The 21,166-nt window shown below is 53.2% G+C and carries 14 protein-coding genes; 8 read left to right on the top strand and 6 right to left on the bottom strand.

The features are described from left to right. Positions 1 to 24 precede the first annotated feature (24 nt). The 7 genes from cmoM to FDX22_RS09420 all read left to right on the top strand — a co-directional run bounded on the left by cmoM (position 25) and on the right by FDX22_RS09420 (position 10,687). Positions 25 to 804, top strand: coding sequence for a tRNA uridine 5-oxyacetic acid(34) methyltransferase CmoM (gene cmoM / locus FDX22_RS09450; RefSeq protein ID WP_146717099.1), 780 nt, complete (start codon positions 25 to 27; stop codon positions 802 to 804). 3 nt (positions 805 to 807) lie between these two features. Further along, a complete protein-coding gene (gene mukF / locus FDX22_RS09445; RefSeq protein ID WP_096757668.1) occupies positions 808 to 2,130 on the top strand; it encodes a chromosome partition protein MukF in 1,323 nt (440 codons plus the stop codon). Beyond that, a complete protein-coding gene (gene mukE / locus FDX22_RS09440; protein WP_096757667.1) occupies positions 2,111 to 2,815 on the top strand; it encodes a chromosome partition protein MukE in 705 nt (234 codons plus the stop codon). Before mukF ends, mukE begins: the two co-directional genes overlap by 20 nt. Further along, positions 2,815 to 7,275: a chromosome partition protein MukB gene (gene mukB / locus FDX22_RS09435; protein WP_146717098.1), complete on the top strand. Its 4,461-nt coding sequence runs from the start codon at positions 2,815 to 2,817 to the stop codon at positions 7,273 to 7,275. Before mukE ends, mukB begins: the two co-directional genes overlap by 1 nt. 259 nt (positions 7,276 to 7,534) lie before the next feature. Further along, complete coding sequence (ldtD, locus tag FDX22_RS09430) at positions 7,535 to 9,286, top strand: L,D-transpeptidase (protein WP_137362380.1); 1,752 nt, start codon at positions 7,535 to 7,537, stop codon at positions 9,284 to 9,286. A gap of 177 nt (positions 9,287 to 9,463) precedes the next feature. Continuing rightward, a complete protein-coding gene (locus tag FDX22_RS09425) occupies positions 9,464 to 10,012 on the top strand; it encodes a YcbK family protein (protein ID WP_096757664.1) in 549 nt (182 codons plus the stop codon). Between the two features lie 27 nt (positions 10,013 to 10,039). Beyond that, on the top strand, positions 10,040 to 10,687 hold the full coding sequence (locus FDX22_RS09420; protein WP_096757663.1) for an MBL fold metallo-hydrolase: 648 nt from the start codon (positions 10,040 to 10,042) through the stop codon (positions 10,685 to 10,687). An 89-nt stretch (positions 10,688 to 10,776) separates the two neighbouring features. On the opposite strand, the gene aspC is transcribed toward FDX22_RS09420, so the two are convergent. The 4 genes from aspC to pncB all read right to left on the bottom strand — a co-directional run bounded on the left by aspC (position 10,777) and on the right by pncB (position 16,620). Then, positions 10,777 to 11,967, bottom strand: a complete 1,191-nt coding sequence (aspC, locus tag FDX22_RS09415; RefSeq protein ID WP_146717097.1) for an aspartate transaminase — start codon at positions 11,965 to 11,967, stop codon at positions 10,777 to 10,779. Positions 11,968 to 12,150: 183 nt separating this feature from the next. Further along, the gene (gene ompF, locus FDX22_RS09410) at positions 12,151 to 13,233 is read right to left on the bottom strand and encodes a porin OmpF (RefSeq protein WP_115258933.1); all 1,083 of its coding nucleotides are present in this window, start codon (positions 13,231 to 13,233) and stop codon (positions 12,151 to 12,153) included. A 616-nt stretch (positions 13,234 to 13,849) separates the two neighbouring features. Continuing rightward, positions 13,850 to 15,250, bottom strand: a complete 1,401-nt coding sequence (gene asnS, locus FDX22_RS09405; RefSeq protein ID WP_117341721.1) for an asparagine--tRNA ligase — start codon at positions 15,248 to 15,250, stop codon at positions 13,850 to 13,852. Between the two features lie 167 nt (positions 15,251 to 15,417). Further along, positions 15,418 to 16,620: a nicotinate phosphoribosyltransferase gene (pncB, locus tag FDX22_RS09400; RefSeq protein WP_146717096.1), complete on the bottom strand. Its 1,203-nt coding sequence runs from the start codon at positions 16,618 to 16,620 to the stop codon at positions 15,418 to 15,420. A gap of 265 nt (positions 16,621 to 16,885) precedes the next feature. Between pncB and pepN the strand changes: the two genes are divergently transcribed. Beyond that, positions 16,886 to 19,498 carry an aminopeptidase N gene (pepN, locus tag FDX22_RS09395; RefSeq protein ID WP_146717095.1) on the top strand — a complete coding sequence of 871 codons (2,613 nt, stop codon included), beginning with the start codon at positions 16,886 to 16,888 and terminating at the stop codon, positions 19,496 to 19,498. Between the two features lie 104 nt (positions 19,499 to 19,602). On the opposite strand, the gene ssuB is transcribed toward pepN, so the two are convergent. Next, the gene (gene ssuB, locus FDX22_RS09390; protein ID WP_137362382.1) at positions 19,603 to 20,370 is read right to left on the bottom strand and encodes an aliphatic sulfonates ABC transporter ATP-binding protein; all 768 of its coding nucleotides are present in this window, start codon (positions 20,368 to 20,370) and stop codon (positions 19,603 to 19,605) included. Next, entirely contained in the window at positions 20,367 to 21,158 is a 792-nt protein-coding gene (gene ssuC, locus FDX22_RS09385) for an aliphatic sulfonate ABC transporter permease SsuC (RefSeq protein WP_137362383.1), read from the bottom strand. Before ssuC ends, ssuB begins: the two co-directional genes overlap by 4 nt. Positions 21,159 to 21,166 lie beyond the last annotated feature (8 nt).

Below are 21,166 nucleotides of genomic sequence, written 5' to 3'. Positions count from 1 at the left end.
TTAAGCCAGCATGTGGAGCGCGCGATGCGGGATCGCAATTTTGATGATATTGCCGAGAAGTTTTCCCGTAACATTTACGGTACCACCAAAGGTCAGCTTCGTCAGACGATTCTCTGGCAGGATCTGGACACGCTGCTTGCCGACTACGCGGGCCTAACGTTGCGTGTGCTTGATGCGGGTGGCGGAGAAGGGCAGACAGCCATTCTGATGGCGCAGCGGGGCCATCACGTCACCTTGTGCGATCTTTCTGCTGAAATGGTGGCGCGAGCGCAACGGGCGGCAGAAGAGCAAGGTGTGAGCGACAACATGCATTTTATACATTGTGCCGCTCAGGACATTCCGCAGCATTTGGATTCTCAGGTTGATCTGATATTGTTTCATGCTGTGCTGGAATGGGTGGCTGACCCGCAAGCTGTCTTAAAAACACTGTGGTCGATGTTACGCCCGGGCGGTGCTTTATCGCTGATGTTCTACAATGCAAACGGTCTGTTGATGCGTAATGTGTTGGTCGGTAATTTCGGCTATGTACAGCAGGGAATGTATAAAAAGAAACGGCGCACGTTGTCTCCCGATTTCCCGCGCGACCCTCAGCAAGTCTATGGCTGGCTGGAGGAGATCGGCTGGGAGATAACCGGTAAAACGGGCGTGAGGGTGTTTCATGATTATCTGCGTGATAAACAAAAACAGCATGACTGTTTTGACGCTTTAACAGAAATAGAAACGCGCTATTGTCGCCAGGAGCCGTTTATCAGCCTTGGGCGTTATATTCATGTCACCGCGCGCAAACCGCAGATGCAAGGATAACCTATGAGTGAATTTTCCCAGACAGTCCCCGAACTGGTTGCCTGGGCCAGAAAAAATGACTTTTCCATCTCTCTGCCGGTAGACAGACTTTCTTTTCTGCTGGCTGTGGCTACGCTGAACGGTGAGCGGCTTGACGGTGAGATGAGTGAAGGCGAACTGGTGGATGCATTCCGCCATGTCAGTGATGCGTTTGAGCAAACCAGCGAAACCATCGGCGTGCGCGCCAACAACGCGATCAACGATATGGTGCGTCAACGTCTGCTGAACCGCTTTACCAGCGAGCAGGCTGAAGGAAACGCCATTTATCGTCTGACGCCATTGGGGATTGGCATCACCGATTATTACATCCGCCAGCGTGAGTTCTCGACGCTGCGCCTTTCCATGCAGCTCTCAATTGTGGCTGGGGAACTGAAGCGCGCGGCAGATGCGGCCGAAGAAGGCGGCGATGAGTTCCACTGGCACCGCAATGTGTACGCACCGCTGAAATATTCGGTGGCGGAAATCTTCGACAGCATCGACCTGACGCAGCGCATTATGGATGAGCAGCAGCAGCAGGTGAAAGACGACATTGCCCAATTGCTGAATAAAGACTGGCGGGCGGCGATTTCCAGCTGCGAAATGCTGCTGTCTGAAACCTCCGGCACGCTGCGTGAACTTCAGGACACGCTGGAAGCAGCGGGGGATAAGCTACAGGCTAACCTGCTGCGTATTCAGGACTCCACCATGACCCATGACGATCTGCATTTCGTTGACCGTCTGGTGTTCGACTTACAGAGCAAGCTTGACCGTATTATAAGCTGGGGTCAGCAATCCATCGATCTGTGGATCGGCTACGATCGCCACGTGCATAAATTCATCCGTACCGCGATTGATATGGATAAAAACCGCGTCTTTGCTCAGCGTTTGCGCCAGTCTGTCCAGACTTACTTTGACGATCCGTGGGCGTTGACCTATGCCAATGCCGATCGTCTGCTGGACATGCGTGACGAAGAGATGGTGTTGCGTGATGAAGAGGTCACTGGGGAACTGCCGCCGGACCTTGAGTATGAAGAATTTAACGAGATCCGTGAACAGCTGGCAGCGATCATCGAAGAACAGTTGGCTATCTATAAATCCAGACAAACGCCACTGGATCTCGGTTTGGTAGTGCGCGAGTATCTGGCGCAATATCCGCGCGCGCGTCACTTCGACGTTGCGCGTATTGTTATCGATCAGGCGGTACGCCTTGGCGTAGCGCAAGCAGATTTCACCGGACTGCCAGCCAAATGGCAGCCGATTAATGATTACGGAGCCAAGGTACAGGCGCATGTCATTGACAAATATTGAAAAAGTGATGCCGGTTAAGCTGGCGCAGGCGCTGGCGAATCCGTTATTTCCGGCGCTGGACAGCGCATTACGTTCGGGCCGACATATCGGGCTGGATGAGCTGGATAATCATGCCTTCCTGATGGACTTTCAGGAATATTTTGAAGAATTTTACAGCCGCTATAACGTGGAGCTCATTCGCGCCCCGGAGGGTTTTTTCTACCTTCGTCCGCGCTCGACCACGCTTATTCCGCGCTCAGTATTGTCTGAACTGGACATGATGGTTGGTAAAATTCTTTGCTATCTCTATCTCAGCCCGGAACGTCTGGCCAATGAAGGGATTTTTACCCAGCAAGAACTGTACGACGAACTGCTGACGTTGGCGGACGAAGCTAAATTGCTCAGGCTGGTGAATAACCGCTCCACCGGCTCGGACGTTGACCGTCAGAAGCTGCAGGAAAAAGTACGTTCTTCATTAAACCGCCTGCGCCGCTTAGGCATGGTGTGGTTTATGGGCCATGACAGTAGCAAATTCCGCATTACGGAATCGGTGTTCCGCTTTGGCGCGGATGTGCGCAGCGGTGACGATCCACGCGAAGCGCAGCGTCGTTTAATTCGTGATGGTGAGGCGATGTCGGTTGAAAATAATCTGCAACTCAACGATGAGCCAGAAGAGAATCAGCCGGACAGTGGAGAGGAAGAATAATGATTGAACGCGGTAAATTTCGCTCACTAACGCTGATCAACTGGAATGGTTTTTTTGCCCGCACGTTTGACCTGGATGAACTGGTTACCACGTTGTCCGGCGGAAACGGTGCCGGTAAATCCACCACTATGGCGGCATTTGTTACAGCACTGATTCCGGACTTAACCTTACTGCATTTCCGTAATACCACCGAAGCCGGTGCGACCAGCGGATCGCGCGATAAAGGCCTGCACGGTAAGCTCAAAGCGGGTGTCTGTTACTCGATGCTCGACGTCCTGAATTCGCGTCATCAACGCGTAGTGGTTGGCGTGCGCTTGCAACAGGTCGCCGGGCGCGATCGTAAAGTGGATATCAAACCGTTCGCCATTCAGGGGCTGCCGATGTCGGTACAGCCAACCGAACTGGTCACAGAAACGTTGAACGAGCGTCAAGCGCGCGTCCTGTCTCTTGCAGAGCTGAAAGATAAGCTTGAGGAGATGGAAGGCGTCCAGTTTAAGCAATTCAACTCGATAACGGATTATCACTCGCTGATGTTCGATTTGGGCATCATCGCTCGTCGTCTGCGTTCCGCTTCCGATCGAAGCAAATTCTATCGTCTGATTGAAGCCTCGCTTTATGGCGGGATTTCCAGCGCCATCACTCGTTCGCTTCGTGACTACCTGCTGCCGGAAAACGGCGGGGTGCGTAAAGCGTTCCAGGATATGGAAGCCGCGCTGCGTGAAAACCGCATGACGCTGGAAGCCATACGCGTGACCCAGTCTGACCGCGACCTGTTTAAGCACCTGATCAGCGAAGCGACCAACTACGTGGCGGCGGACTATATGCGCCATGCCAACGAACGTCGTATTCACCTGGATAAAGCGCTGGAATATCGTCGTGAGCTGCACACGTCACGTAAACAACTGGCGGCAGAGCAGTATAAGCACGTGGATATGGCGCGTGAGTTGGGCGAGCATAATGGCGCCGAAGGCGACCTTGAAGCCGATTATCAGGCGGCCAGCGATCACCTGAATCTGGTGCAAACCGCGCTGCGTCAGCAGGAAAAAATTGAACGTTATGAAGCGGATCTCGAAGAGTTACAGATCCGTCTCGAAGAACAAAATGAAGTGGTGGCGGAAGCTGCCGATCGCCAGGAAGACAACGAAGCGCGGGCGGAAGCCGCCGAGCTGGAAGTGGATGAGCTGAAAAACCAGCTTGCCGATTATCAGCAGGCGCTTGACGTCCAGCAAACGCGTGCGATTCAGTATACTCAGGCGATTCAGGCACTGAGCCGGGCCAAAGAGATCTGTCATTTACCGGATCTGACGCCAGACTCCGCAGCGGAGTGGCTGGAAACCTTCCAGGCGAAAGAGCAGGAAGCCACGGAAAAACTACTGACGCTCGAACAAAAAATGAGCGTGGCGCAAACCGCGCACAGCCAGTTCGAACAAGCCTATCAGCTGGTGGCGGCGATTAACGGCCCGCTGGCGCGCGGCGAAGCCTGGAGCGTGGCGCGTGAGCTGCTGCGTGAAGGCGTTGAGCAACGGCATCTGGCGGAGCAGGTTCAACCGCTGCGCATGCGGCTGAGCGAGCTGGAACAGCGTCTGCGCGAACAGCAGGAGGCCGAGCGTTTGCTGGCTGAATTCTGTAAGCGTCAGGGTAAACACTTCGACATCGACGAGCTGGAAGCCCTGCACCAGGAGCTGGAAGCCCGCATCGCGTCCTTGTCTGATAGCGTGTCGTCTGCCAGCGAACAGCGTATGACTCTGCGTCAGGAGCAGGAACAGCTGCAATCCCGCATTCAGCATTTAATGCAGCGTGCCCCTGTCTGGCTGGCGGCGCAAAATAGCCTCAACCAGCTCAGCGAGCAGTGCGGTGAAGAGTTTACCTCCAGCCAGGAGGTCACCGAATATCTGCAACAACTGCTGGAGCGCGAACGCGAAGCCATTGTTGAGCGTGATGAAGTCGGTGCACGTAAAAACGCGGTAGATGAAGAGATAGAACGCTTAAGTCAGCCGGGGGGCGCAGAAGATCAGCGCCTCAACGCACTGGCCGAACGTTTTGGTGGCGTGCTGCTGTCAGAAATCTACGATGACGTCAGCCTTGAAGATGCCCCGTACTTCTCCGCGCTGTATGGCCCGTCGCGCCATGCCATCGTGGTCCCGGATCTGTCACTGGTCACCGAACAGCTGTCTGGACTGACGGATTGCCCGGAAGATCTCTATTTCATCGAAGGGGACCCGCAGTCGTTTGATGACAGCGTCTTCAGCGTGGATGAACTGGAAGGCGCAGTGGTGGTGAAAACCGCCGAGCGTCAGTGGCGTTATTCCCGCTTCCCGACGGTACCGATTTTTGGTCGCGCCGCGCGGGAAAGTCGCATAGAAACCCTGCATGCCGAACGTGAAGGGCTGTCCGAACGCTTCGCCACGCTCTCTTTTGACGTCCAGAAAACGCAACGTCTGCACCAGGCGTTTAGCCGCTTCATCGGCAGCCATCTATCGGTGGCGTTTGAATCCGATCCCGAGGCGGAAATTCGCCAACTGAACAGCCGCCGTGTTGAGCTGGAGCGTGCGCTGACCAATCATGAAAATGATAACCAGCAGCAACGCATGCAGTTTGAACAGGCGAAAGAGGGCGTCTCAGCCCTTAACCGCCTGTTGCCGCGTTTGAATCTGCTGGCCGACGACACCTTAGCTGACCGCGTAGACGAAATCCGCGAACGTCTGGATGAAGCCCAGGAGGCCGCGCGTTTCGTTCAGCAGCATGGTAATCAGCTTGCCAAACTGGAGCCGATGGTTTCGGTTCTGCAAAATGACCCCGAGCAGTTTGAACAGTTAAAAGAAGACTACGCATACTCGCAGCAAATGCAGCGTGACGCGCGTCAGCAGGCGTTTGCGCTGACTGAAGTCGTCCAGCGCCGCGCGCACTTTAGCTATTCCGACTCGGCAGATATGCTCAGCGGTAACAGCGATCTGAACGAGAAGCTACGTGAACGTCTGGAGCACGCAGAAGCTGAACGTACCCGTGCTCGTGAAGCCTTGCGCAGTCATGTTGCACAGCTAAGTCAGTACAGCCAGGTAATGGCGTCGCTGAAAAGTTCGTATGACACCAAAAAAGAGCTGCTCAACGATTTACAGCGCGAGTTGCAGGATATTGGCGTTCGCGCCGACAGCGGAGCGGAAGAACGAGCGCGTATCCGTCGTGATGAGCTGCACGCGCAGCTCAGCAACAACCGTGCGCGCCGTAACCAACTGGAAAAAGCACTGACTTTCTGCGAAGCGGAAATGGATAACCTGACCCGCAGGCTGCGTAAGCTGGAACGTGATTATTTTGAAATGCGTGAGCAGGTGGTCATGGCGAAAGCCGGATGGTGCGCCGTGATGCGCATGGTGAAAGACAATGGCGTTGAACGTCGTCTGCACCGTCGCGAGCTGGCTTATCTTTCCGGGGATGAATTACGTTCAATGTCGGATAAGGCGTTAGGTGCGCTACGTCTGGCGGTGGCGGATAACGAACACCTGCGTGACGTACTGCGCATGTCCGAAGATCCGAAGCGTCCGGAACGCAAAATCCAGTTCTTTGTGGCGGTCTACCAGCATCTGCGCGAACGTATTCGTCAAGATATTATCCGCACCGACGATCCGGTGGAAGCCATCGAGCAAATGGAAATTGAGCTTAGCCGCCTGACGGAAGAGTTAACCTCGCGTGAGCAGAAGCTGGCGATCAGCTCCCGCAGCGTGGCGAACATCATCCGTAAGACTATCCAGCGCGAGCAAAACCGTATTCGTATGCTGAACCAGGGTCTGCAAAACGTCTCCTTCGGTCAGGTTAACAGCGTTCGTCTGAACGTTAACGTGCGTGAAACCCACGCCACGTTGCTGGATGTCCTGTCCGAGCAGCACGAGCAGCACCAGGATCTGTTTAACAGTAACCGCCTGACCTTCTCGGAAGCGCTGGCGAAGCTGTATCAGCGTCTGAATCCGCAGATTGACATGGGGCAGCGCACGCCGCAAACCATTGGTGAAGAGCTACTGGACTACCGCAACTATCTGGAAATGGAAGTTGAAGTTAACCGTGGTTCAGACGGCTGGCTGCGTGCTGAGTCCGGTGCGCTGTCAACGGGTGAAGCGATCGGTACCGGGATGTCGATTCTGGTGATGGTGGTACAAAGCTGGGAAGATGAAGGACGTAGACTGCGTGGGAAAGATATTTCCCCGTGTCGTCTGCTGTTCCTTGATGAGGCCGCACGACTGGATGCACGCTCTATCGCGACCCTGTTTGAACTGTGCGAGCGTTTGCAGATGCAGCTTATTATCGCCGCGCCGGAGAACATCAGCCCGGAGAAAGGCACCACCTATAAACTGGTGCGTAAGGTCTTCCAGAATACTGAGCACGTTCATGTAGTGGGTCTGCGCGGGTTTGCACCGCAGCTTCCTGAACCGCTGCCCGGAACGGAAGATGCCTCATCGCAGGCAAGTTAAGTCAGGAAGGCGGCTAAAGGGCCGCCTTCTTCTTTTCTGAAAAGTACTCAATGCCAGGTGTAATTTCTTTATATTTCTTTACATTAGGTTAGGCAAAAACGATTTGATGTTTATATACTGAAGATAAGCCCGACGCGTCACCGGGCTTGCTCGTCATACTTCAGAGCGTATTGGCGTTTTACAGGCCCGCCCCGAGATAATCGGGAGAATACAGACGGCCTGGCTATTTAAGTATGATAAAGAAAACAGGGGGCAAGGGATGTTGCTTAATAAAATGTGTGGTCGTCGGCTGTCGGCAATCAGTTTGTGCCTGGCCGTAACATTCGCTCCGCTGTTCAATGCGCAGGCCGATGAGCCTGAAATGATCCCTGGCGACAGCTCAGCGACCGTCAGCGAGCAGCCAACCGCGTTATCGCAGCCGCAGGGACAATCTTTCGCCACAGCCGTGATGGCGGGTATTCAGGCGCTGCCGGATGGCGCGTCTGTGGATAATGCCCGCGCAGAATTACGTTCTCAACTTCCAGTAGGTTATACGCCGGTTTACATGAGCCAACTGGAGTTGCTGTACGCCGCCCGCGATATGAAACCGATGTGGGAAAATCGCGATGCGGTCAAAGCCTTTCAGCAACAGCTCGCCGAGGTGGCGATTGCCGGTTTTCAGCCGCAGTTCACTAATTGGGTGGCTTTATTGACCGACCCAGGCGTAACGGGCCTGGCGCGGGATGCCGTTCTTTCTGACGCGATGATGGGCTACCTTCACTTTATTGCCAATATCCCGGTCAAAGGTAATCGCTGGCTCTACAGCGACAAGCCTTACGCGCTGACTACGCCGCCCATTTCAGTGATTAATCAATGGCAGGTGGCATTGGATAACGGCCAGTTAACCCCCTTTATAGCCAGTCTGACGCCGCAGCACCCGCAGTACGCGGCGATGCATGAATCGTTGCTGAAGCTGGTGGGCGATTCACGTCCGTGGCCACAGTTAACCAGCACAGCCACGCTGCGCCCAGGTGAATGGAGTAATGATATTCCGGCCCTGCGCGAAATTTTGCAGCGTACCGGCATGCTGGATGCGACAGTCAGTACATCTGCCCGAGAAGGGCGTAGTGCTTACGACAGTGAACTGGTTGCGGCGGTAAAGCGTTTTCAGACATGGCAGGGATTGGGGGCCGATGGTGCAATTGGTCCGGCAACGCGTGACTGGCTGAACGTGACGCCCGCGCAGCGCGCGGGTGTGCTGGCACTGAATATCCAGCGTTTACGCCTGCTGCCGGGTGAGATGTCTACCGGGATTATGGTTAATATTCCGGCTTACTCGCTGGTCTATTATCAAAACGGTAATCAGGTGCTGGATTCACGGGTTATTGTGGGACGTCCTGACCGTAAAACGCCGATGATGAGCAGCGCGCTGAATAACGTCGTCGTAAACCCACCGTGGAACGTTCCGCCGACGCTGGCGCGCAAAGACATTTTGCCTAAGGTATGGAACGATCCGGGCTATCTCGAACGTCACGGGTATACCGTGATGCGTGGCTGGAACAGTAAAGAAACTATCGATCCGTGGCAGGTGGACTGGGCGACGATTACGCCGTCAAATCTGCCGTTCCGCTTCCAGCAAGCGCCGGGTGCGCGCAACTCGTTGGGACGTTATAAATTCAATATGCCGAGTTCAGACGCTATTTATCTGCACGATACGCCGAATCATAATTTGTTCCAGAAAGATACGCGGGCGCTTAGCTCTGGTTGTGTGCGCGTGAATAAGGCCTCGGAACTGGCGAATATGCTGCTACAGGATGCGGGCTGGAATGATTCGCGGATCTCGGATGCCCTGAAACAAGGGGATACGCGCTACGTGAATATTCGCCAAAATATTCCGGTTAATCTTTACTATCTGACCGCATTTGTTGGACCCGATGGGCGTACGCAATATCGTACAGATATTTACAATTACGATCTTACTGCGCGATCCAGTGCACAAATTGTGTCAAAAGTGGAACAATTAATCAGATAAATGAAGCAGTTCGAGGAAAATGATTGTCGTAAGTTATGTTGGAAACGGGGTGAAATGGCTACAGGCCCCGTATTTCCTGGGGTTGGGAGCCTTGACGCAGACTAGTTAGCCCGGTAAGGTTTCCCGCGTGCGCTAGAGCATACATACGATAACATTGACCTTGTAGACCTTAATACCATGGACAAATTTGACGCTAATCGCCGCAAACTGCTGGCGCTTGGTGGCGTTGCCCTCGGCGCCGCCATCCTGCCCACGCCTGCGTTTGCTACACTCTCCACCCCACGTCCGCGTATATTGACTCTGAATAACCTGCATACCGGTGAGTCAATTAAAGCTGAGTTTTTTGATGGCAGGGGCTATATTCAGGACGAATTAGCAAAACTTAACCACTTTTTCCGTGATTTTCGCGCGAATAAAGTCAAGTCCATCGATCCGGGATTGTTCGATCAACTCTTCCGTCTGCAAGGCCTCCTCGGCACGCGTAAACCCGTACAGCTGATCTCCGGCTATCGTTCTGTCGATACCAACAACGAATTACGCGCGCGCAGCCGCGGTGTGGCAAAGAAAAGTTACCATACCAAAGGGCAGGCCATGGATTTCCACATTGAAGGCGTTGCATTAAGTAATATTCGCAAAGCTGCGTTATCTATGCGCGCAGGTGGTGTAGGATACTACCCACGCAGTAACTTTGTGCATATTGACACCGGGCCTGCACGGCACTGGTGAGCCGTCGCTTAATGAAACAGGAGCTGTATGAACTATCGTATTATTCCGGTCACTGCATTCGCTCAGAACTGCTCGCTGATCTGGTGTGAACAAACGCGTCTTGCCGCGTTGGTCGATCCCGGCGGCGATGCCGAGAAAATCAAACAGGAAGTGGATGCCAGCGGTCTGACGCTTATGCAGATCCTGCTCACACATGGTCATCTTGACCACGTGGGCGCGGCGTCTGAACTGGCGCAACATTATGGTGTACCGGTTATCGGTCCGGAAAAAGAAGATGAGTTCTGGCTACAGGGACTGCCTTCGCAGAGCCGCATGTTTGGCTTGGGTGACTGCGAGCCGTTAACGCCCGATCGCTGGCTAAACGAAGGCGATCGCATCAGCGTTGGCAACGTGACGTTACAGGTGTTGCATTGTCCGGGCCACACGCCGGGGCACGTGGTCTTCTTTGATGAACAGTCAAAGCTGCTGATTTCAGGCGATGTGATTTTCAAAGGTGGAGTCGGACGCAGCGACTTCCCGCGCGGGGATCACAGCCAGCTGATCGACTCGATTAAACGCAAGTTATTACCCTTGGGCGATGACGTGACGTTTATTCCTGGTCACGGTCCGCTTTCAACGCTGGGGAATGAACGCCAGCACAATCCGTTCCTGCAGGATGAAATGCCGGTCTGGTAAATCCAGTCCGTCCGCCGGATAAGGCGCTAGCCGCTATCCGGCAAAAAAAAGCCCGCACGAATATGCGGGCTTTCTCTTTTCAGGTGAGCTTACAGCACGGCGACAATCGCTTCGCACAGCGGCGCCATGTTGTCAGGCGTCATACCCGCGACGTTCACGCGCCCGGAAGCGACAGCGTAAACGCCAAACTCCTCACGCAGACGCAGAACCTGTTCTTTCGTCAGACCGCTGAAGGAGAACATGCCGTTCTGTTTGATGATAAAGCTGAAGTCACGGTTTGCCCCTTTCTCCTGCAATGTATTCACAAACAGCAGACGCATACGCTGAATGCGCTGACGCATGTCGGTCAGTTCCTGCTCCCAGATAGCACGCAGGGCATCATTGCTCAGAATGGTGGCGACAACCGATGCACCGTGGGCCGGTGGGTTGGAATAGTTGGCACGAATGACGGACTTCATCTGGCTGAACGCACGGTCAACGGTGTCGGCATCGGCAGCAATCAGCGTACAGGCACCCACGCGCTCATTGTACAGGCCAAAGTTCTTGGAGTAAGAGCTGGCGACAACAAGCTCTTTGTGCAGCGCGGCGAATGCACGCAGGCCTTCGGCATCTTCTTCCAGACCACGAGCAAAGCCCTGATAAGCGAAGTCGAACAGTGGTAACCAGCCTTTTTCTACCGACAGCTGTGCCAGCGTTTGCCACTGCTCCAGCGTAGGGTCAATACCGGTAGGGTTATGGCAGCAACCGTGGAACAGTACCACGTCACCTGCCTGTGCTTCACTGAGGCTTGCCAGTAGCGCATCAAAGTCTAATGAATGGCTGGCCGCGTCGTAATAATTGTACTCACGAACTTCCAGACCGGCGGAGTTAAAGACGCTTTTATGGTTCGGCCAGCTTGGGTTACTTACCCATACGCGCTGCGTTGAGGTGTTTTTTGCCAGGAAATCTGCCGCCACACGCAATGCACCGGTACCACCAGGGGTTTGCGCGGTACGTGCGCGTTTGTCGTTAATCAGTGCGTGACCTTTACCAAACAGTAATTCCTGAGTGCAGCGACCAAATTCCGGAATACCGTCAATGCCAAGGTAGTTTTTGGTGGTTTCATTTTCCAGTATATATTGCTCGGCTTTTTTCACGCTGGTCAGCACCGGCGTTTTGCCTGTCTCATCTTTATATACACCGATCCCGAGGTTGATTTTCCCTGGGCGGTCATCGACACGAAACAAATCAGCCAGGCCCAAAATTGGGTCGGCGGGAGCGGCGGTAATGTTCTCAAACATGACGAGGTTCCATTGTGGTTACAGAAGGGAAGTCCGCTATCAGGTTAACGGTAGATTTACAAAATGCCAACCGTTAGTGACGAAAAGATAGAGTGTTTTTTGAAGACGCAAGAATCCGCTGATGGACATAAAAAAACAGGACCGAAGTCCTGTTTTTTAGGCATTTAGCAAAGAGGTCTGCTATTAGAACTGGTAAACGATACCGAGTGCCACGATGTCGTCAGAGTTCACGCCCAGTTTGTTGTCAGAATCGATCTGGTTGATCTTGTAGTCAACATAGGTGGACATGTTTTTGTTGAAGTAGTAGGTTGCGCCTACTTCGATGTAGTCCACCAGATCTTCGTTGCCGATACCTTCTACGTCTTTCGCTTTAGATTTGTTGTAGGAGATGGACGGACGCAGGCCGAAATCGAACTGGTACTGAGCGACAACAAAGAAGTCTTGAGTTTTGTTAGCAAAACCGCTCACGTTGTTGATGCCGTTGGTGAAACGGGTAGCGTTACGGGTTTCACCGTAGTTTGCTGCCAGATAGATGTTGTTGGCGTCATATTTCAGACCGGTCGCCCACTGCTCAGCTTTTTTACCGCCGTTAGCGTAGGCAGAGTTTTCCTGCGCGTTGGTGCGGTCAGCTGCGCCGTAAGCACCGACGATACCGAAGCCATCCATTTCGTAGCTTACAGAACCGCCCACACCGTCGCCGTTAGAGCGGCTGGTGTTACCGTCACGCTCGTTTTTGCCCAGATACTGAACACCAAAGTTCAGGCCGTCAACCAGACCGAAGAAGTTGGAGTTACGGTAGGTTGCAACGCCACCAACACGACCTACGAAGAAGTTGTCGCTGTATGCAGTATCACCACCAAACTCTGGCAGCATATCGGTGTAGCCCAGTGCATCGTAAACGATACCGTAGTTACGACCGTAATCGAAAGAACCTGCGTCGCCATATTTCAGACCCGCAAAGGCCAGACGGGTTTTGTTGCCGTTCTGAGCGTCACTGCCGCCTTCAGAATTGTTACCGGCAAAGTTGTATTCCCACTGACCGTAACCAGTCAGATCGGCATTAATCTGAGTTTCCCCTTTGAAACCAAGACGAGCATAAGTCTGATCGCCATCGTCACCAGCGTTGTCAGTAAAATAGTGCAGACCCACGGTTTTACCGTACAGATCCAGCTTGTTGCCATCTTTGTTATAAACTTCTGCAGCGTTAGCTGCCCCGGCTACCAGCAGAGCAGGGATAACCACTGCCAGAATATTGCGCTTCATCATTATTTATTACCCTCATCGGTTTTTATATGACACCTGCCACTGCCGCCAATAAATTCCGTCAATCAAAATTTACGGAACTATTGATGAGAGTTTGGTGTCTTTATGTGTCTGACAGGCATCTTTCCATTCAAACAACCGTTTCGCTACCGTCAAAGTGCTACAAAGATAAAGATTTAGTTTCAAAAAGAAAAAATGTGTAACTAAATGTTATTTTTATGCAACTTTGTGAACAACTTCAAACTTCAGTTGTCTCCGCGCTAAAAAACAGCACTTTCATTTCTATTTATATGATTTTCTTATATTTAATTATCATAACGGCGTTTTTCTGTGCGAATAATGTAAAGTTCGATTTTTACAGTTGACTATTTTTAGCCATCCAGAATGCCATGCAAGTGGTTAAAAAATGGTCTATTTAATCAGAAAATGCTAATCCACAATAAAAGGGCTGATTATTTTTTGTGCATATGTATTGCAGAGAAACATTACGTAACAGGACAAATGGAGTAAGAGGTTGTATTCAGGGAGAATGGCGAGTCTGTCTAAAGTGAAAAACGGTGTATGGGTGATGGATATAAAAAAGGCCAGCAATGCTGGCCTTTGGCAGAATCATTCAGGATCAGAAGCTGGCGTTACGCGGTGTACGCGGGAACGGAATAACATCACGCACGTTTTGTACGCCAGTAACGTAGGCTATCAGACGTTCAAAGCCCAGACCGAAACCGGAATGCGGAACGGTGCCGTAGCGGCGCAGATCGCGATACCACCAGTAATCTTCTTTGTTCAACCCCATCTCCAGCATACGGGCATCCAGCACGTCCAGACGTTCTTCACGCTGGGAACCACCGATGATCTCACCGATTCCTGGAGCAAGTACGTCCATTGCCGCGACGGTTTTACCGTCTTCGTTAAGGCGCATATAAAACGCTTTAATGTCTTTCGGGTAGTTTTTAACCACCACCGGCGCTTTAAAGTGCTCTTCCGCGAGGTAACGTTCATGCTCGGAAGACAGGTCCACGCCCCAGTAAACCGGGTTCTCGAACTTTTTACCGCAGTTTTCCAGAATGCTTACCGCGTCGGTGTAATCCACCTGCGCGAAATCAGCCTCGATGAAACGCTCCAGGCGTGAAATCGCGTCTTTGTCGACACGTTCAGCGAAGAATTTCATGTCATCTGCACGCTCATTCAGTACGGCTTTGAACGCGTACTTCAGCATGGCTTCAGCCAGGCCCGCAACATCGTTCAGATCGGCAAACGCAACTTCCGGCTCCAGCATCCAGAACTCAGCCAGGTGGCGGCTGGTATTGGAGTTTTCTGCACGGAAGGTCGGTCCAAAGGTATAGATTTTGGACAGGGCACAGGCGTAGGTTTCGCCGTTCAGCTGACCTGAAACGGTCAGGAACGCTTCTTTACCAAAGAAGTCTTTATCGAAATCGACTTTACCCTGATCGTTACGCGGCAGGTTTTCCAGATCCAGCGTTGAAACGCGGAACATTTCACCGGCGCCTTCGGTATCGGAGGCGGTGATCAGCGGAGTGGATACCCAGAAGAAACCCTGCTCGTGGAAGAAGCGATGCAGCGCTTGCGCCAGCGTATGACGAACGCGCGCGACTGCACCAATCATGTTGGTGCGCGGACGCATATGCGCCACTTCACGCAGGTACTCAATGCTGTGACGTTTAGCGGCCATTGGGTAGGTATCAGGATCGTCAACCCAGCCGGTCACTTCAACTTCGGTTGCCTGGATTTCAAAGCTCTGTCCCTGTCCTGGAGACGCAACGACTTTACCCGTTACGATAACCGAGCAGCCCGTCGTCAGACGTAATACGTCTTGATTGTAATTGGGCAGAGAATTATTGATGACGGCCTGTACAGGATCAAAGCAGGAACCGTCATAAACGGCGAGGAAGGAGATGCCAGCTTTTGAATCTCGGCGGGTACGCACCCATCCGCGCACGGTGACTTCGCTGTCAACGGCTACGCGGCCCTGGAGTACGTCGGCTACAGGCACTACGCTCATAATAGTCTCTCTGTTAATAGTCGGATATATAAACACATGTCCACCCGTAAATGGGGGGGATACCTATGTTACCTGGCATCTGCAATCAGACAAGCAGAATTCGTAGCTGGAGTGAAAGATTTCGGAAATAAACGCGAAAAGGGAGTCGAAACGACTCCCTGGAGAGATTAACTGGCTTTTTTGATATGCGGAAGATCGAAGGCTTTGCGCAGCGCGCGGACAAACGCTTTATCATGGCAAATGGTTTTACCCGGGCTGTCGGACAACTTCGCCACCGGTTTGCCGTTGCATTCGACCAGCTTGATAACGATATTCAGCGGCTTGACCTGAGGAATATTGCAGGTTAAGCGCGTGCCAATCCCAAAACTCAGCTGCACGCGAGAAGAGAAGTGGCAATACAGTTCGATTGCTTTCTTCAAATCGAGATTATCGGAGAACACCAGCGTTTTGCTCAGTGGATCGATACCCAATTTCTCGTAATGCGCGATGGCTTTTTCACCCCATTCCAGCGGATCGCCAGAGTCATGGCGCAGACCCTGATAGCGGGTCGCAAACTCAACGCCGAAATCGCGTAAAAAGGCGTCCATGGTGATGCAATCGGTCAGCGCAATGCCGAGTTGATTAGGGTACTCGTGCAACCAGGCGGCAAGTGCGACGCGCTGACTGGTGGCAAGTTCAGGGCTAATTTGTTGATGAGCCTGGAACCATTCGTGTGCCTGAGTCCCCATTGGAGTTAATGACAGGCGGCGGGCGAGATCGTAGTTACTGGTGCCCACAAACCATTGCTCTTGCTGGAGACGTTTAACAATCGCCTGCTGCACGTCACGCGAAAAACGACGGCGCGTACCAAAATCCATCAGATGGAAGCGGGACATATCGACATCTTTCGTTAAAGCAGAGAATTCGACTAGTTTGCCTTCCAGTTCATCCAGCGCTTGCGGCACACCGACTTCTGGCGAACGGTAGCGGTGCACCAGCTCGCTAATCACTGCCAGCAGCGGGACTTCCCACATGATAACTTCACGCCACGGGCCGGTTAAACGAATATTCAGCTTACCGTTATCGTTGGTGATGCATACCTGCTGCGGGTTATAGCGGAAATCGCGAAGCCAGCTGAGGTAATCAGCTTTAAAGAAAGGCAGGCCGGAGAGCCACTGGTACTCGTCCTCCTGCAGTTGCAGGTGCTGCATAGCATTCACCTGCTCGCGAATAGAATCGGCATAAATACCGAGCAGGTCATCGCCACGGCAACGAAATTCAGCCGCTACTTGTACATCATAGTAGTGGTGAAAAACGGCTTGCTGCATATGCAACTTATAAGCATCTGTATCCAGCAGCGAGTGCAGAACAGGAGAAGCGAATTGTGTCATAGGTGCGCAGTAGCATCCTCTCACGGGAGCGTTTAGTACAATAAACAACTAAGAAAACCGCTGGAGTATACCCTGTTTAGCGATTTATTGAACCCCGATCACACCATAAGCTGACTTTCTGGTCGAGGGCAATTCGTGCCTCGTGTTATATAAATGTAGCAAAAAGGGTGTTTGTGCCTGAAAAGATGAACATTCTGCGTAGCGCGATTTACGCAACAGGAATAGACTGAACCCGAGACTCTACCATAGATGCTAAAGGTTTTTTATGACACAACAGCCACAAGCCAAATACCGCCACGACTACCGTGCGCCGGATTACCAGATTACTGATATTGATTTGACCTTTGACCTGGATGCTGAAAAAACCGTGGTCACTGCCGTGAGCCAGGCTGTCCGTCATGGTGCGTCTGATGCCCCTCTGCGCCTGAATGGCGAGGATCTGACCCTGGTGTCAATCCACGTGAACGACGAACCGTGGACAGAGTATAAAGAAGAAGAGGGGGCGCTGGTCATCAGCCACCTGCCGGAACGTTTTACGCTGCGTATCGTGAATGAAATCAGTCCGGCGACGAATACCGCACTGGAAGGCCTGTATCAGTCCGGCGAAGCGCTGTGCACGCAGTGCGAAGCGGAAGGTTTCCGCCATATTACCTGGTATCTCGACCGTCCTGACGTGCTGGCACGGTTTACCACTAAAATTATCGCCGATAAAACCCGCTATCCGTTCCTGCTGTCTAACGGTAACCGCATTGCTCAGGGCGAGCTGGACAACGGTCGTCACTGGGTGCAGTGGCAGGATCCGTTCCCGAAACCATGCTACCTGTTTGCCCTGGTAGCCGGTGATTTCGATGTTCTGAGTGACACCTTTACCACCCGTTCCGGGCGAGAAGTGGCGTTAGAGCTGTACGTCGACCGCGGCAATCTGGATCGCGCACCGTGGGCGATGACCTCGCTGAAAAATTCCATGAAGTGGGATGAAGAGCGTTTTGGCCTTGAGTATGACCTCGATATCTACATGATTGTCGCGGTGGACTTCTTTAATATGGGCGCGATGGAGAATAAAGGTCTGAACATCTTTAACTCCAAATACGTGCTGGCGCGTACCGATACCGCCACCGACAAAGATTACCTCGATATTGAGCGCGTGATCGGCCACGAATACTTCCACAACTGGACCGGCAACCGTGTGACCTGCCGCGACTGGTTCCAGTTGAGCCTGAAAGAAGGCTTAACCGTGTTCCGCGACCAGGAGTTTAGCTCCGACCTTGGCTCTCGTGCCGTTAATCGGATCAGCAACGTGCGTACCATGCGCGGTCTGCAGTTTGCCGAAGATGCCAGCCCGATGGCGCATCCTATCCGCCCGGATAGTGTCATTGAGATGAACAACTTCTATACCCTGACCGTGTACGAAAAGGGCGCAGAAGTGATCCGGATGATCCACACCCTGCTGGGTGAAGCGAATTTCCAGAAGGGAATGCAGCTCTATTTTGAGCGCCATGATGGTAGCGCAGCGACCTGTGATGATTTCGTGCAGGCGATGGAAGATGCGTCTAACGTCGATCTCTCGCATTTCCGCCGTTGGTACAGTCAGTCCGGTACGCCGATTGTGACCGTACGTGATGACTATAACCCGGCCACCGAACAGTACACGCTGACGATAAGCCAACGTACGCCGGCTACACCGGATCAGGCAGAAAAACTGCCGCTGCATATTCCTTTTGCCATTGAGTTGTACGACAACGAAGGCAAAGTGATCCCGTTGCAAAAAGGCGGGCATCCGGTGAATTCTGTGCTCAACGTCACCCAGGCGGAACAAACCTTTGTCTTTGATAACGTCTACTTCCAGCCGGTTCCGGCGCTGCTGTGCGAATTCTCTGCACCGGTAAAACTGGAATATAAATGGAGCGATCAGCAGTTAACCTTCCTGATGCGTCACGCGCGTAACGATTTCTCTCGTTGGGATGCGGCGCAAAGCCTGTTGGCCACCTATATCAAGCTGAACGTTGCTCGCCATCAGCAAGGGCAACCGCTGTCGCTGCCGGTGCACGTGGCTGATGCGTTCCGTGCCATTTTGTTGGATGAGAAAATCGATCCGGCGCTGGCGGCAGAAATCCTGACGCTGCCTTCGGCGAATGAAATTGCCGAGCTGTTTGAGATTATCGATCCAGTGGCGATTACCGACGTGCGCGAGGCGTTAACCCGTACGCTGGCTGCCGAACTGGCAGATGAGTTCCTGGCCGTGTATAACGCCAACCATCTTGCAGAATACCGCGTTGAACATGGCGATATTGGCAAACGCACGCTGCGTAATGCTTGTCTGCGTTTCCTGGCTTTCGGCGAAACGCATCTGGCAGATACCCTGGTGAGCAAGCAGTACCGTGAAGCCAATAACATGACTGATGCGCTGGCGGCCCTGTCTGCGGCGGTAGCGGCGCAGTTGCCGTGTCGCGATGCGCTGATGCAGGCGTATGACGACAAGTGGCATCATGACGGTCTGGTGATGGATAAATGGTTTATCCTGCAATCCACCAGCCCGGCGGACAACGTGCTGGAAACGGTACGCGGCCTGTTGCAGCATCGTTCCTTTAGCATGAGCAACCCGAACCGTATTCGTTCTTTGATTGGCGCTTTCGCGGGCAGCAACCCGGCGGCGTTCCATGCGGAAGACGGTAGCGGTTATCAGTTCCTGGTCGACATGCTGACCGAGCTGAACAGCCGTAACCCGCAGGTGGCCTCACGTCTGATTGAGCCGCTGATCCGCTTGAAACGTTATGATGCCAAACGCCAGGCGAAGATGCGTGCGGCGCTTGAGCAACTGAAAGGTCTGGAGAATCTGTCCGGCGATCTGTTCGAGAAGATAACCAAAGCGTTAGCCTGAGACGTTGACCTGTCGTTTTGTAGGCCGGAGAAGGCGGTAAAGCCGCCATCCGGCAAAATGCCCGGTGGCTCAAACGCTTACCGGGCCTACAATGTCCTGAATGTTTATCCATGCAGTCGGATTGACTGTTGAGCCTCGCCACGCTGCATCACCCGATTCAACACTTCTGCTTCCAGTTCTGCCAGGCGCACTGAACCTGGTCGGCGTGGACGTGGAATATCTACCGTCAAATCCAGACCAATTTTTCCATCTTCAATCAGCAACACGCGATCGGCCATCGCCACCGCTTCGCTGACATCATGGGTGACCAGCAGTACGGTAAATCCCTGCTTTTGCCACAGCGAGACAATCAAATCTTGCATTTCCAGACGGGTTAACGCATCCAGCGCGCCCAGTGGTTCATCCAGCAACAGTAATCCGGGACGATGAATCAGTGCCCGTGCCAGCGCCACGCGCTGTTTTTGCCCACCGGAAAGGGCGGCAGGCCATTCCTGCGCCCGATTTTCCAGACCAACAGACGTCAGCGCATCCCGGGCTGCATCTTGCCAGTGGCCATTAAGGCCCAGTCCTACGTTATCAATGACCGATTTCCACGGCAGCAGGCGTGCGTCCTGAAACATCATTCGCGTATCATGCTGAATATCCGCCAGCGGCGCGGTGCCGGCGAACAATTCCCCTGAGGTGGGCGATTCCAGACCGGCCAGCAGACGCAGCAGGGTACTTTTCCCGCCGCCGCTGCGGCCCACCACGGCAACAAATTGCCCCGCTGGAACAGGCAAATCTAGCTGATTGAGCACTGTATTGGCGCCGTAGCGTTTTGTTACGCCGCTAAGCAGTAGCGGAATTCCCTGATTTAAACGGGTGGTATTCATACGGTGACCTCCTTCGCATGGTAAGCCGGGTTCCAGCGTAGCCAGCTACGTTCCAGTAATTGCGCGCTGATGTCGGCCAACTTGCCGAGCAGGGCGTAGAGAATGATGGCCACCACGACCACATCCGTTTGCAGAAATTCGCGGGCATTCATTGCCAGGTAGCCGATGCCAGCGTTAGCCGAAATGGTTTCCGCCACGATAAGCGTCAGCCACATCAGTCCGAGGGAAAAACGTACGCCGACCATGATCGAGGGCAGAGCGCCGGGCAGGATCACATGGATAAACAGTGAAATACCGGATAACCCATAGCTGCGAGCCATTTCCACCAGCCCGCGATCGATATTGCGGATCCCGTGCCAGGTATTGATGTAAATCGGGAACAAGGTACCCAGGGCAACGAGAAAGATCTTGGCGGATTCATCAATACCGAACCACAAAATGACCAGAGGGATCAGCGCCAGATGCGGTATGTTACGCAGCATCTGCACCGAGGTGTCCAGCAACCGTTCCCCCCAGCGTGACAGGCCGCTTATCAGCCCCAACGTCAGGCCAATCGATCCGCCAATAGAAAAGCCGATCGCTGCCCGCCAGGTGCTGATCGCCAGATGCTGCCAAAGCTCGCCGCTGACGGAAAGCGTCCAGAAAGCTTCTACTACACCTTCTGGAGAGGGCAGGATGCGGGTGGACAGCCAGCCCATGGATGATGCCAACTGCCAGAGCGCCACCAGACCAATCGGTAAAAACCACGGAGCAAAGCGAAGTAACCACTTATTTTGCGGCGTTGCCATCATCGGGC

Origin of the sequence: Citrobacter sp. TBCS-14, from assembly GCF_005280805.1 — a bacterium.
Lineage (GTDB): Bacteria > Pseudomonadota > Gammaproteobacteria > Enterobacterales > Enterobacteriaceae > Citrobacter > Citrobacter gillenii.
The sequence above is the reverse complement of the archived record's forward strand: the minus strand, read 5'-3'. Positions and strand labels throughout refer to the sequence as shown.

Excerpts from the sequence above, each read along its gene's own strand:
- cmoM (WP_146717099.1), top strand. The coding sequence starts at position 25 with ATGCGGGATCGCAATTTTGATGATATTGCCGAGAAGTTTTCCCGTAAC.
- mukF (WP_096757668.1), top strand. The coding sequence starts at position 808 with ATGAGTGAATTTTCCCAGACAGTCCCCGAACTGGTTGCCTGGGCCAGA.
- mukE (WP_096757667.1), top strand. The coding sequence starts at position 2,111 with ATGTCATTGACAAATATTGAAAAAGTGATGCCGGTTAAGCTGGCGCAG.
- mukB (WP_146717098.1), top strand. The coding sequence starts at position 2,815 with ATGATTGAACGCGGTAAATTTCGCTCACTAACGCTGATCAACTGGAAT.
- ldtD (WP_137362380.1), top strand. The coding sequence starts at position 7,535 with ATGTTGCTTAATAAAATGTGTGGTCGTCGGCTGTCGGCAATCAGTTTG.
- FDX22_RS09425 (WP_096757664.1), top strand. The coding sequence starts at position 9,464 with ATGGACAAATTTGACGCTAATCGCCGCAAACTGCTGGCGCTTGGTGGC.
- FDX22_RS09420 (WP_096757663.1), top strand. The coding sequence starts at position 10,040 with ATGAACTATCGTATTATTCCGGTCACTGCATTCGCTCAGAACTGCTCG.
- aspC (WP_146717097.1), bottom strand. The coding sequence starts at position 11,967 with ATGTTTGAGAACATTACCGCCGCTCCCGCCGACCCAATTTTGGGCCTG.
- ompF (WP_115258933.1), bottom strand. The coding sequence starts at position 13,233 with ATGATGAAGCGCAATATTCTGGCAGTGGTTATCCCTGCTCTGCTGGTA.
- asnS (WP_117341721.1), bottom strand. The coding sequence starts at position 15,250 with ATGAGCGTAGTGCCTGTAGCCGACGTACTCCAGGGCCGCGTAGCCGTT.
- pncB (WP_146717096.1), bottom strand. The coding sequence starts at position 16,620 with ATGACACAATTCGCTTCTCCTGTTCTGCACTCGCTGCTGGATACAGAT.
- pepN (WP_146717095.1), top strand. The coding sequence starts at position 16,886 with ATGACACAACAGCCACAAGCCAAATACCGCCACGACTACCGTGCGCCG.
- ssuB (WP_137362382.1), bottom strand. The coding sequence starts at position 20,370 with ATGAATACCACCCGTTTAAATCAGGGAATTCCGCTACTGCTTAGCGGC.
- ssuC (WP_137362383.1), bottom strand. The coding sequence starts at position 21,158 with ATGGCAACGCCGCAAAATAAGTGGTTACTTCGCTTTGCTCCGTGGTTT.